The organism is Methanosphaera sp., from assembly GCF_016282985.1.
GTDB lineage: Archaea > Methanobacteriota > Methanobacteria > Methanobacteriales > Methanobacteriaceae > Methanosphaera.
This window is the reverse complement of record NZ_JAEELZ010000116.1, coordinates 15,296-28,561: the sequence shown is the minus strand read 5'-3', so window position 1 is coordinate 28,561 and position 13,266 is coordinate 15,296. Positions and strand designations below refer to the sequence as shown.

The 13,266-nt window shown below is 29.6% G+C and carries 12 protein-coding genes; 8 read left to right on the top strand and 4 right to left on the bottom strand.

Annotated features, from left to right (window positions below; genetic code table 11):
- The 3 genes from QZZ11_RS07305 to QZZ11_RS07295 form a co-directional block, all read left to right on the top strand.
- Positions 1 to 607: IS200/IS605 family accessory protein TnpB-related protein (locus QZZ11_RS07305; RefSeq protein ID WP_292474864.1), on the top strand; the 607-nt coding region annotated here is incomplete at its 5' end.
- Between the two features lie 578 nt (positions 608 to 1,185).
- Positions 1,186 to 2,826, top strand: a complete 1,641-nt coding sequence (locus QZZ11_RS07300; RefSeq protein WP_292474863.1) for a methylamine methyltransferase corrinoid protein reductive activase — start codon at positions 1,186 to 1,188, stop codon at positions 2,824 to 2,826.
- Positions 2,827 to 2,872: 46 nt separating this feature from the next.
- On the top strand, positions 2,873 to 3,655 hold the full coding sequence (locus tag QZZ11_RS07295; RefSeq protein ID WP_292474861.1) for an HAD family hydrolase: 783 nt from the start codon (positions 2,873 to 2,875) through the stop codon (positions 3,653 to 3,655).
- Positions 3,656 to 3,715: 60 nt separating this feature from the next.
- On the opposite strand, the gene QZZ11_RS07290 is transcribed toward QZZ11_RS07295, so the two are convergent.
- Positions 3,716 to 4,558, bottom strand: coding sequence for a MoxR family ATPase (locus QZZ11_RS07290; RefSeq protein WP_292474858.1), 843 nt, complete (start codon positions 4,556 to 4,558; stop codon positions 3,716 to 3,718).
- Positions 4,559 to 5,000: 442 nt separating this feature from the next.
- Between QZZ11_RS07290 and QZZ11_RS07285 the strand changes: the two genes are divergently transcribed.
- The 4 genes from QZZ11_RS07285 to QZZ11_RS07270 are packed head-to-tail and all read left to right on the top strand — an operon-like array spanning position 5,001 to position 8,872.
- On the top strand, positions 5,001 to 5,429 hold the full coding sequence (locus tag QZZ11_RS07285; protein WP_292474856.1) for a PadR family transcriptional regulator: 429 nt from the start codon (positions 5,001 to 5,003) through the stop codon (positions 5,427 to 5,429).
- Positions 5,429 to 6,502: an ATP-binding cassette domain-containing protein gene (locus QZZ11_RS07280; RefSeq protein ID WP_292474855.1), complete on the top strand. Its 1,074-nt coding sequence runs from the start codon at positions 5,429 to 5,431 to the stop codon at positions 6,500 to 6,502. Before QZZ11_RS07285 ends, QZZ11_RS07280 begins: the two co-directional genes overlap by 1 nt.
- A complete protein-coding gene (locus tag QZZ11_RS07275) occupies positions 6,489 to 7,619 on the top strand; it encodes an ABC transporter permease (RefSeq protein WP_292474853.1) in 1,131 nt (376 codons plus the stop codon). The genes QZZ11_RS07280 and QZZ11_RS07275 overlap by 14 nt, the downstream gene beginning before the upstream one ends.
- Positions 7,620 to 7,630: 11 nt before the next feature.
- Positions 7,631 to 8,872 carry a PQQ-binding-like beta-propeller repeat protein gene (locus QZZ11_RS07270; protein ID WP_292474852.1) on the top strand — a complete coding sequence of 414 codons (1,242 nt, stop codon included), beginning with the start codon at positions 7,631 to 7,633 and terminating at the stop codon, positions 8,870 to 8,872.
- Between the two features lie 193 nt (positions 8,873 to 9,065).
- Here QZZ11_RS07270 and albA read toward each other — a convergent pair whose 3' ends face one another.
- The 3 genes from albA to QZZ11_RS07255 all read right to left on the bottom strand — a co-directional run bounded on the left by albA (position 9,066) and on the right by QZZ11_RS07255 (position 11,881).
- The gene (albA, locus tag QZZ11_RS07265; protein ID WP_292474850.1) at positions 9,066 to 9,338 is read right to left on the bottom strand and encodes a DNA-binding protein Alba; all 273 of its coding nucleotides are present in this window, start codon (positions 9,336 to 9,338) and stop codon (positions 9,066 to 9,068) included.
- A gap of 135 nt (positions 9,339 to 9,473) precedes the next feature.
- Positions 9,474 to 10,973 carry a 2-isopropylmalate synthase gene (locus QZZ11_RS07260; protein WP_292474848.1) on the bottom strand — a complete coding sequence of 500 codons (1,500 nt, stop codon included), beginning with the start codon at positions 10,971 to 10,973 and terminating at the stop codon, positions 9,474 to 9,476.
- 116 nt (positions 10,974 to 11,089) lie between these two features.
- Positions 11,090 to 11,881 (bottom strand): DUF63 family protein, encoded by a 792-nt coding sequence (locus QZZ11_RS07255; RefSeq protein WP_292474847.1) that lies wholly within the window; start codon positions 11,879 to 11,881, stop codon positions 11,090 to 11,092.
- A 100-nt stretch (positions 11,882 to 11,981) separates the two neighbouring features.
- Here QZZ11_RS07255 and QZZ11_RS07250 point away from each other — a divergent pair, with 100 nt between their 5' ends.
- Positions 11,982 to 13,259, top strand: a complete 1,278-nt coding sequence (locus QZZ11_RS07250) for an amidohydrolase family protein (RefSeq protein WP_292474845.1) — start codon at positions 11,982 to 11,984, stop codon at positions 13,257 to 13,259.
- Positions 13,260 to 13,266: the final 7 nt, after the last annotated feature.

The window sequence follows — 13,266 nt, the reverse complement described above, 5'->3', positions numbered from 1 at the left end:
CGGGAGATTTCTAAAAAATCAAATAGCCTTCAAATGCAAAAAAACAGCAAAGTACCAATCAAAACTAAACAAACAGGGACTAAAAAAATCCAAAAGAATCGATAACATAAATAACAAATTTAAAGGCATACAAAATAACTTCCTAAACCATGCAACACGTTTCATCATAGACTTATGCAGAAAACAGGATGTTGGTACTATAATATTGGGTTATAACAAGAATTTCCAATATAAATCCAATATTGGGCCCATACAGAATCAGATATTTTCACATTATGCTTTCAAACAATTCAAAGAAAAACTGGAAACACAATGCCAATTACATGATATAACACTGATTATTCAGGAAGAATCATATACAAGCAAAAGCAGCTTCCTAGACAACGACATATTACCAGCATATGAAGAAAATCAGAAAAAACAAAATAAATATGAGTTCAAAGGAAAAAGAATCAAACGAGGATTATATAAAACGTTGAAAGGAATACTTATTAATGCAGATGTAAATGCCGCCTGTAATATTATACGTAAAAGTAAGCAGAAATTCAATAATGAACGACTGTGTAAGTGGGTACAGTCCGCTCCAGCTAAAATCAAACTTATATAACAAAAAATAATCATACACATAAAAAGATAATGTTGGATGGGGATTTAAACAAAGAATATATAAGATGATAATATTTATTTTTCTTTTAATTTTATATGTTTTTATCTCATCATCATTATTATTATTTCATTGTATATTAATGTTGTTTGTTTGATTTGAACAAAGACAAAAAAAGATATAATCTTATGTTTTTTTTTAGAATAAGAACAAAGATTATTACTATTATTATTTAGTAATACTTTTATTCTATCAAAAAAATAATTTTGTCGGGGACTCATTTTTAATATTTAATAATAAGTTAATTGGATAAAATACTATGAAAATACGGGTTGTTTGACATTTTTAAAAAATGTGGTTGTATTTCATTGTAGATTAAAATAATTGCTCTGTTTATGAAAGTTATTTTTAGTAATTATCATTTTGCACTGAAAGTAAGGTTTTTTACAGAGATAAAAATTTAAATTAGAGTCATCTTTATATCTTAAAAGAACCTATATTTTATTAGAGTAAAAGTTATATTATGTAAACTATTACTATTTAAAAAAGTAATAATATTGATCAATTTAGAGGATGATAAAATGGTAGAATATGCAATAGCAATGGATATTGGTACTAGTGGTATCAGGGCTCAAGCAATTGATATTTCAGATAACAGTACAATATCTACAACAGTAACATTAAGACACCCTATTCCAGGTGCAAACGTAATGGATCACTTACACTTTGCAGTAAATGTGGGTGGAGATCAGGCACATCAGCTTCTTATTGAAGCAGTAAATAAAGTTGTTGATCAATTAGGAATAGATAAATCTAAAATTGTAAGATTTGCAGTATGTGGTAACCCAATTCAATTATCTTTATTCCAAAACATTGAAATCAGAGATTTAGCATTTTGGGGAACAAATGCTATGGAAAGATTAAATGTTACACCACCAAAAAGAAACTCACAAATCATTAAACCAGGAGATATTGATTTAGATATAAATCCTGATGCAGATGTATATATTCCTCCGGCAATTAAACACGAAATTGGTGCTGACGCATTAGCAATGCTTGTAAAATCCGATGTTGTAAACAGAGAAGGAATTTACTTAGTTTCTGATTTCGGTACAAACGCAGAAATCGCATTAGTTATTGATGGTGAAATTTACTCCTGTTCAGCTGCAGCAGGTCCTGCTATGGAAGGACAAGCAATTGAATGTGGTATGTTAGCTTCACCTGGAGCTATTTCTGATGTAGCACCAGAAGGAACCGATTGGCAAATGAAAGTATTAAACAGTGATTTAAAAGTTGTTGACGGGGATATAATAAATATTGCTGACGGTACCGTTGTTAAACCAAGAGACAATGATACAAAAGCAAGAGGTATTACAGGTACTGGAGTAATTTCAGCATACAGTTTAGGTACAGAACAAAGCGTTATTTCCATACCTGACATTAACACACCTAACGACAAACTTAACTTACAAGATGGTGTATACTTATCCGAAAAAGATTTAACAGAAATAGGTAAAGCTTTAGGTGCATTCAGAGCTGCTCACATTACATTATGTGTAGAATCAGGTATTGATTTCGATGATATCGATGCAGTATATATGGCAGGTGCATCAGGTTTCTATGTAGACCCATTGAAATCTTTAACTGTTGGTCAAATTCCGGCAAACTCATGGGATATTTATCAAATTGGTAACACTTCATTAGCAATGGCAAGAGATATTGTAGAAAATCCTGACTTATTACAAGAGTTACAAGAAATTGCTGATGGAATGCAAGGTAACCATATCACATTAGCAACATCAGAAGTATTTGAAAAAATATACGGATTAGAATTAGCAGTATGTGAACAAAACATGCCTTTATGGAAATATGATGAATGGTTAGAAAGTTACGGTTACGGAAACTTACCTGAACTTGAAGAAGATCCTGAAATTCATAGAATTTATGAAAGTGATATTCCTGACATAGGTATTAACGGTTTATCCATTATTGAAGAAGTAGGTACAAAACTTGAAAATAAAGTAGAAGGTTGTACAAATTGTAAAGCATGTGAAAACGAATGTCCTGAAGATGCTTTAAAAATCAATGATGGTGTTGCAACAATCCGTTCTGACTTCTGTAATGGAAGTGCATGTTTAAGATGTGAAAGAATATGTCCTGACAAAGTATTCTTATATGAAAAATTATTCTACATCCAAGGAGAAGAAGCAACTCAATTATAACTTCCCTTACTTTTTTTTTAATTCATTTTTTTTAAAGTTGTTATTTATGAAAGCAATAGTTTTTGATAATGCAGGCACAATCCTTAAAAGAGTAACTTCTTTAAAAGATATGTCTACAAATAATATTATTTTTGAAACAAATACTATTGGTATTGCTAATAAAAATGAAAATAATATAATTCTTGTTTTTCAAACTCCAACTAAAGATTTAATTAAGTTGAATACTAAAATTATAGATTTTCTTAAAATTAATAAGGAAGCATATGAAATAAGTTATTCTCAAAAAAATTTTACTAAAAATGATGTAATTGAAGCACTTGAACAGGATACTACAACATTTAATGATATCGCAGAAACGGCTCATGCTTTAATAAACAGGTATGATATAGAAATCTGTAGTGGATCGGCCATGATAATTAACTTATCAGAAAAAAAAATTGAATATGTTTATACTGCTGGCGGATTATTTTTTGATAAAACCGAATTTTTATTCAAAAAACTTCATGATATGCAAATTCCTGTTTACATAGCCTCGGGGGATAATGAACATTCTCTTAAAAAAATTGCTTCTATTTTGAATATTCCTGAAGAAAATGTTTATCATACTTGTAACATAAATTGTAAAGAAAAAGTTGTTTCAAGTTTACAAAAAAGATATTCTCATGTAACAATGGTTGGAAATCATACAAATGATTCTTTGGCAATAAAAAAAGCAGATGTCGGTATTTTAACTATTCAACAAGGTGAAAAATTGCCGGATAATTTAAAAGAAAATTCAGATTATATTATTAAAGATATAAAAGAAGTATTAAATATTCTTGATTTTTAAAAAGTTTCTGCTATAGGGATATTTGCATTTTCTCAAAATTAAAAATTTAAAAAAAGGAGTTTAATATTTGTTTAAAACTTCCTTAATTATTTGTTCTTTGTCGTCTTCGTTTTTTGCTATAACGTTTAATGTATTTTCTAATGCTTCACGAGTAGGTTGGATTTCACCCAATGCTATTAGTGATTCTACCCAATCAACTGTTGCTCTTATAGAAGGTTTTTTAGTTATATCAAGTTTTCTTATTTTTTGAGTTTTTTCAACTATTTCTTCAACTAACTTGTCTTCAGCTGTTGGAACTCTTTTGTTAATGATGGTAACTTCACGTTCATAATCAGGGTAATCTATGTATAAATATAAACATCTGTCTTTAGTTTCGTCCAGTAAAGAACGTTGAGCATTTGAAGTAAGAACAACTATCAAATCATTTTTCAATGTAAATGTATCCAAATCGTTTACAGTAATCTCTTTTTCACCAAGAGCTTGTAATAAAAAACTTTCCAATTCTTCATCAGCTTTATCTATTTCATCTATTAATAATACTGATGGTTTTTCATTACTAAATGCTGTGAGTAGAGGTCTTTGAATAAAGAATTCATCAGAAAATATTGTCAAATCCTCTTTATTTTCTCTGGCCATTTCTAAATATAGTAACTGTTTCTGATAATTCCATTCTCCAACAACCTGTTCGAATGTTATTCCTTCATAACATTGAATCCTGAAGAAATCTCTATCAAAACTGTCCGCAATTGTTTTTGCAAGTTCCGTTTTTCCAGTTCCGGGAGGTCCTTCTATTAATATAGGTTTTTTTAAAGCAAATGCTAAAAATAAGGTTGTATCGATTTGATCATTAGAAATATAATTATGTTCTTCTAACTTATTTTTAATTTCTTCAATTTCTTTCATTAATTTCACCTTGAGGTGTATTTATCAATATCCTTTTAATTGTTAATTATATGAATTTGAATTAATTGTTTATTACATATCTTAATTGGATATGATTATTGATTTGTATTCCATTTATTTAATAAATGAATCATATGTGGATAAACTATGATTCATATGTTGTAAAGTAATGGATTTGAATACAATCTTTAATTTTAAAATTATAATAAGGTTTAATACTAATTAAGTATTTATAACTAGTAACTTATTATATTTTTTATTGATACTTTTAAAGCAAATAAATTAAATTTATTCTTTGGATATTGGATTAAATGTTTTTAATATGCTTCCTACTTTTATTTTATTATGATTTCTAAGAAATATATATGAAAAATTTTATATAATATTTTCTATATATAACATTTTATACTTACTGTTGAAAAATGTGTAGGAGGTTTGGTTTTTGGTTGAAGAGGATTTTCAAAATGATATTGATTATCAATTTTTAGAAACTAAATTCTTACATTCCTTAATGAAAGGAGTTAGGAATATATTCTTGTTGTGGCTGATTAGTCAAGAAAAAATTCATGGCTATGCTATAATTTCTAAAATCAATGAAATCTATTCTAATATGGGTGTGAAAGTAGTTCATGGAAGCACGATTTATCCTTTATTGCACTCTTTGGAAAAAGATGGATTGATTGTTAGTTCTGAAGAGTATAATGGTAATCATAAAGTTAAAATGTATGAAATAACTGAAAGAGGTATTATTACATTAAATTCAATTAAAAAATTTATCAAACAAAGACCATCAAATGATACTCTAATAACTTACTTTGATGATATGTTGTTCAATGATAGAGAATTTATCTTTAAAGAGGGGGTGAGGTAATGAAATATGCAATTGAAACGAATGATTTGGTCAAGGTATATGATAACAATTTTAAAGCTGTGGATAATCTTAACTTATTTGTTGAGAATAAAACAATAGGAGGTATACTTGGACCTAACGGTGCCGGAAAAACTACTACAATAAAAATGTTAACCTGTTTAATTCCTAAAACAAGTGGTGAAGCTAAAGTTGCAGGTTTTGATATAACAAAAGAGCCGGATGAGGTGAGAAATAGGATTGGTATGGTTCCACAAATGGTCAGTTTATACAAAGATTTAACAGTCCGTGAAAATGTGGAATTATGTGCCGATTTCTATAATGTTGACCAATCAACAAAAGATAAAAAAATTGATGATTTGTTGGAACTGGTAGATATTAAATACGCTCAGGATAAGTATGTTAAACAATTATCCGGGGGAATGCAACAAAAAACATCTGTTGTTGCAAGTTTAGTACATAGTCCGGACATATTATTTTTGGATGAACCAACAGTAGGTTTGGATCCTACCACTAAACGGGTATTATGGGATTTGATGGTTGATTTGAATGAAGAAGGACGTACAATAATCTTATGTTCTCATGATATGTATGAAGTGGATAAGATATGTGATAACATAAATATTATTGATTCTGGAAAAGTTGTAGCTAATGACACTCCTCAAGGATTAAAAGACCAGTTGTTGAGTAATATTGAAGAAAATAATAAACAAATCAGAGAATCAATTTTCAAATTAGAACAGGAAGGAATTGATGAAAATAAAGAACAAATAAATGGTCTTAAATCCTCATTAACTGATGAAAGTGAAAAAGTTACCGTATTGGTGTCAAATATTAATGAAGATATGTTAAATTCTTTAGAAAACTTGGATGTTGTACAAGAAGTAACTACTTTGGGTAATACTCGTTTGAATATTTCTTTAAAACGTTCAGAAACATCAGTAAATGAAGTAATTAGCACTATATTGAAAAATGGTGGAAATATTGCTTCAATAAAAACAAACGATCCGACTCTTGAGGATGTTTTTGTAGCAATAACTGCTAAATCAAGGAGGAGGATAAATGATGGAACGTAAAAAAATATGGTGGATGATAAAAAAGGATTTATTAACCTTGTGGAGACATAAAGTACAATTTGTATCATTGATTTTGTTTCCTATTCTGATGATTGCGCTTTGTGGATGGGGAATGGGTGGAACAGTAGAAAATACTCCTGTTGTTATAGTTAAACAAACGTCAGGTTATATTACTGATCAAGCCATAAATGCAATAAAAGAAGATAAGACTTTTGAGGTTAAAGATATTTTATCAGATCCTGATGAAGCAAAAAAGATGGTTGATAAGGGTGAAGTTAAATCGGCTATAATTTTATCCTCTGACTTTGAAAAGGATGGTTCGAGAAATGCTATTCTTTATATTGATTCTTCTGATCAAATGACAACTCAGATGGTGGTACCGACTACTCAACGAATATTCGCATCATTATCTGAACAAATAGAAATAAATAAAATAGCATCAGCCAATAGAAATACAAATCAACTAACATCAATGAAACAGGCAATAAAACTTCAAATAAATAAAATTTATGGTGAAATTGAATATATTGACTTTTTATTACCTGGAGTACTTGCAATGACAATGTTTATGTCTTCAATGTTAGGTTTAGGTGATTCAATTGCAGGTGAACGTGAAAGAGGAGAATTAGCTAGATTATTCATGACTCCAACAAGTATTTCTTCAGTACTTACTGGAAAAATCATTTCTCAGGTAGTTAAAGAAATGATAAGAGCAATAATTTTAATATTGTCTGCAATGTTAATATTCAATGTGGTATTAAATGGAAGTCTGGCTTTATTGATATTAGTTATGTTAATTTCAGTTTTATGTTTCGTTGGATTTGCTATGATGATTTCTGCAACAGCTAAAACTCAGGAAGATTATATTCAGATAGTTATGCCTTTAGCAATACCTATGATGTTTATATGTGGTGTATTTTTCCCAAAAGAGACAATGCCTTGGTTATTACAGAAAATATCATATATTTTACCATTAACTTATGCTGAAGATGCTTTTCGTGCAGTAATGTTGCAGGGTGCTGGTTTAAGTTCAATTGCAATGGATTTAGTGGTATTGTTGATGTTTACAGCATTATTCTTTATAGTTGGTGTTGTTAGATTTAATAGGGATATTTAGGAGGATAGGGTATGTTTCATTTTAAAAAATTCAGTATTTGTTTTATAATACTTTTAGTATTTGTGGGAAGTTTATCTTCTATGGCTGCTGCTGATTGGCCTATGTTTCAGGATAATAATCGACATACAGGTTATGTTAAACAGGACACATCTTTTTCAACTCAAACATGGACAGTTCAATTGGATGGCGCGGTTACCACAACTCCTGTATTGTGTGGTGACAAGTTATTTGTAGGAACTCAAGCAGGAACAGTATATGCATTGGATCCTCAAGATGGAAGTATTTTGTGGAATTTTACAACAAATGATGCTATTCATTCAAGTTGTGCAGTTTCAGGAAATACATTATATGTTGGTTCCGATGACAGCTATTTGTATTCTATAAATACAGATAACGGTAAAGAAAATTGGAAATATAAAGCTGGAGACAGTATAAAATCTTCACCGGCATTAGATTCCGAAAAAGTATACTTTGGTTCCGACGATGGAATTTTACATGCAATCAATAGAGACAACGGTTCATTGGAGTGGCAATATAAAACTGAAGATAATATTCAATCTTCTCCATCAATAAGTAATGGTACATTATACTTTGGTTCCGATGATGATAAAATATATGCAGTTTCTACTGATGATGGTTCTTTAAAATGGGATTATGATGTGGGGGATGATGTAAAATCATCACCTGCTGTTGTTAATGGTACTGTATTTATTGGTTCATCAGATAATCAGGTTTATGCTTTGGATGGAGAAAATGGTGAGGAAGTTTGGATTTATAATGCAGGATCTTCAGTAATATCTTCTCCATCTGTTGATGAAAGACAATCCACTGTATATGTTGCTACTGAAAAAGGAAATATTTTAGCATTGGATATGAGGGATGGACTTAAAAAATGGGAAGTTAAAACAGGTAATTCTATAAATTCCACACCATCCATATTTGGAAATAATATAGCTGTTGGAACTTCAGCAGGTAATATGTTAATGCTTAACAAGTTTACTGGTCAAAATGTTTGGACATTTAATCCGGGATATATAGATAATTTTGCAGGAAGTATCTCTGCTTCACCAGTAACTAGTGGCGGTTCTTTATTCATGGCTTCTGAAGATGGAAATGTTTACTCATTGAACACGGATCAACAGGTTGGTCCAACAAGTGTATATTCGTATTATCTTGTAATAATTGGAGTTATCCTTGTTGCTTTAATACTGGCTATTAAAAAATTTGTATTTGATAAACGGAAGAATGTTTAATCATTCTTCATTTTTTTTTAAAAAACGATATTGCACATTTCATATATTAAAAACTATTTTTAAGAGTTAATTAAAAAAAGATAATATTTACTGTAAAAATTAATTTGTTTATTTTTAAAAAAAATCAGATTTCTCAAAAAAAGGAGTTATTATTTTAAAGTTTTAAAATTAGATAAAAAAGTGGTAAATAAGATTATTTACTTAATCTTATTTCGATTGCAGATACGTTGGAGGAAGTTCCTTCGTTTCCAACAATTTCTTCTGTGCTGATGTCTATACTTTTAACTTCCACATCAGAAATAAATCGGTTTCTTACGATTTCAGCTACATCTACTGCTCTACTAATAGCTCTACCTCTTGCTTTTAATATTACTTCTGTTACTCCACTGTTCATTTGTGTAACTACAGCTAAAACGTAGTTCATTACTGGTTTGTTTCCAATGTATACGATATTTTCTTCTGCCATTTTTGTTCCTCCATAATTTTATAATATAATTTATAACTTACATTATATTTATATTTTTAATGATTTTTTACTTATTTAAGCTTTTAACAAAGTATCACTTTAAAAAAATAAAGTAAATAATAAATAAAGTTTAATTTAATCTCTTAACATCAATAGTTTATTTGTTGAACTTAATATAGCATCTATACTTGCTTTAACTATGTCTTCATCAGTTGCCCTGCCGGTGGCTTTGTTGCCTTCATCGTCAACAGTAATTACAAATACTTCACCTAATGCATTTGTTCCGCCAGTAATTGCTTCAATGTGGTATTCTTCTAATTCAAATTTAACAATTTCATTTACTAAAGATTGTATAGCATTTAATGCTGCATCTACTGGACCAACACCTGTTTCAGCCCTATATTTAACTTCTCCATCTAAATCTAATTTGACGGTGGCTGTTGGTAAAGTGCTGTCACCAGTCATAACACTAATACCTAATAATTTTATTCTTTCAACAGTAGGTTTACCTTGGATTGCTTCTGCAACGGATCTGAAATCAATATCGGTAATGGTTTTTCCAGAATCTCCCATGGCTTTAACTTTTTTGAATAATTCATCGAATTGTTCATCATCAAGGTTAATGTTATATTCTTCAAGTTTTGATTTAATAGCATTAGCTCCAGTTAATTTACCTAAAACAATTCTTCTTTTATGTCCTACTTCTTCAGGATAAAATGCTTCATATGTGTTACTGTTTTCTAAAACACCTTGAACGTGTATACCTGCTTCATGTGCAAATGCATTTTCACCGACAATAGCTTTGTTTGGTGGCATTTTTACTCCAGAAATTCTTGAAACAGTTTCTGATGTGTTTACAAGAAGTTCTGTGTTAATGTTTGTATTGATGTTGTATGCTTTCTTTAAAGTCATTACAATTTCTTCAAGAGATGCATTTCCTGCTCTTTCTCCAAGACCGTTGATAGTACATTGTGCCTGTTGTGCACCTGCTTCAATAGCTGCTAAAGAGTTTGCAACAGCTAAACCAAAATCATTGTGGCAATGAACACTAATTGGAACATGAATAACTTCTTTAATGTTTGTTATGAGTTCATTCATTTTAGAAGGTATTGTAACTCCTACGGTGTCCGGAACGTTAATTTTATCTACTTTTGCTTCTTGGACTGCTCCAAATACTTCTAATAGGTAATCAAGTTCTGTTCTTGTTGCATCTTCACATGAAAATTCTGCAACTATGCCGTGGTCTTTAATATAATCAACTGCAGAAACTGCTTTGTTTAATATTTCTTCTTTACTCATTTTGAGCTTATATTCTCTATGAAGTGGTGATGTTCCTATGAATGTGTGAATGTATTCTGCATCAGAATCGATTGCTTTATCAATGTCGACAGGTAATGCTCTGGCTAATCCACTAATCTGTGCATCAAAGCCTTGTTTTGCTGCCTCTTTAAATGTTCTTTGTTCTCCTGGAGATGCTGCTGGGAAACCCAATTCGATAACATCTACACCTAATTTGTCTAATTTATCTGCTACTACAATTTTTTCATCAGTTGTTATCGTAACACCAGGTGTTTGTTCACCATCTCTGAGAGTGGTGTCATAAATCATAACATCTGATGGTGGGTTGAATGTCATATTTTTTTCACTCCATTTAGTTTATAATACTATTATTTTTATCATTTTATATAATCTTATCTAATTTATTATTCAGATTTTAATAAAAAAAAGTAAATTATTCTTATTTTTAGTTTTTAAACTAAAGAAATTATTAATGTTGTAAAATTACGAATTCCTGGTGCTAATCCTAATATGTAAATTGCTAATTTTAACATATGGTTTGTAGTTTTTTCATCAACTTCTTTATCTATTATATATAAAATTAATAGGATTATTCCGATTTTTAGAGGATACATTATCAAAGCAGTTCCGGACATATTAATTAAAAATGTAGGTAAAACGTGTTGTTCATAGTATCCGAAAAAGTCCATTGCAACAAAAGTTGAGGTTGCGTCAAATATATGTGCGGAAAGAACTTCCAAATTGCCTTTATTATTCAGAAGTTTAATATTATTTCTTAATAATATAAATATTCCTGAAATGAAAAACCATATCAACAGTTCAAATATAGTTATTTCCAGATTTATGCCATGAATAATTATTAAAATTATGTTTGGAATAAGGATTATGCTGCCAAAAATTGTTATAATGTTGGAATATTTTATGTTTGAATGTTTTTCAATTATTATACTAATGATTAATATTAAAATGGTCAGTAATCCTATGAAAATGTATATTCCGGGTGTTGCCAGTAGATGTATTCTGGGATAAATATGGTTATCAACCAATGCTCTGCTTGTTGATCCAAATAGGATAATTGGAATTAGGGGATAAACTAAATCTAAGGGGTCCTTATCAATTTTGTTAAAAATTTTTATAATTCCCAATATTATCATACCCAATATCAATCCAAATATGATAGTATTGAATGTGGTATAACCCGGATGTAAATAAAAAAAATTATCCATTATGAATTCTTTAAACATATATTAATCTATTAAAATAGATTATAAAATAGATTATGTTTTTATTTATTTGACTTAAACTAACATTTTATAAAGAAATTAAATTTATTCACGTGATATTATGGCAGAAACAACTAGTATTTTAATAAAAGACACAACAATCATATCCGACGAAATTGAAAAATCTTCAGTATTGGTAGTGGATGATACCATTCAGGAGATAAGTAATTCTTTAAATGATAATGACGCCGAAATAATAATAGATGGTTCTAATAAAATAACTATGCCTGGTTTAATCAACACTCATTCTCATGTTGCAATGACTTTATTAAGGGGTGTTGGTGATGATCAAAGTTTACAAACTTGGTTAGAAGAATATATTTGGCCTAAAGAAGCTAATCTAAATGATGAATTGGTGTATTTAGGTTCAAAGTTGGCCATGGCTGAAATGATCAAGACAGGAACAACAACTTTTAATGACATGTATTTTTTCATGGAAGAAACAGCTAAAGCTGTGGATGAATCAGGTATGAGGGCCGTTTTAGGTTATGGTATGATTGATTTATTTGATGATGAAAAAATGAAATCAGAATTAAAAGAATCTGAAAAATTGATTAAAAACTGTCATCAAACTTGTGAAAATAGGGTTTCTGTTGCAGTGGCACCTCATGCTCCTTATACCTGTTCTGAAGAGTTACTTATCAAATCTAAGGAATTGGCTTCTAAACACGATTTAAAATTACATATTCACGTTTCGGAAACTAAAAAAGAAGTAAACGATATTAAAAACAATACTGGAAAAACTCCTTTTGAATATTTGGACAGTATTGGTGTTTTAGATTCAAACACAATTGCTGCACATGGTGTATGGCCTACTGATGATGAAATGAATATTATCAAAGAAAAACAGGTATCTATTGCCCATAATCCCTCAAGTAATATGAAATTAGCTTCTGGTATAGCACCAATAACAAAATATTTGGAAAATGGAGTTAATGTTGGTATTGGAACAGATGGTGTATCTTCAAATAACAATTTGGATATGTTTAGTGAAATGAAATTAACTGCTTTTTTACAGAAAGTTAACACACTTAATCCACAGGTATTACCAACAAAAGATACTTTTAAAATGGCTACTAAAAATGGTGCACAGGCATTAGGCATTAATGCAGGTTCTTTAGAAGAAGGTAAATTGGCAGATATTATTTTAGTGGATACATTAGTTCCACATATGACTCCTGTACGTAATGCATTGAGTAATATCATTTACTCTTCATTAGGAACTGATGTGGATACAGTAATTTGTAATGGAAAAATATTATTAGAAAATAAGGAGTTAAAAACTATCAATGAACAGGAAATAATTCAACAGGTAAATGAAAAAGCTTTTGAATTATAATTTATAA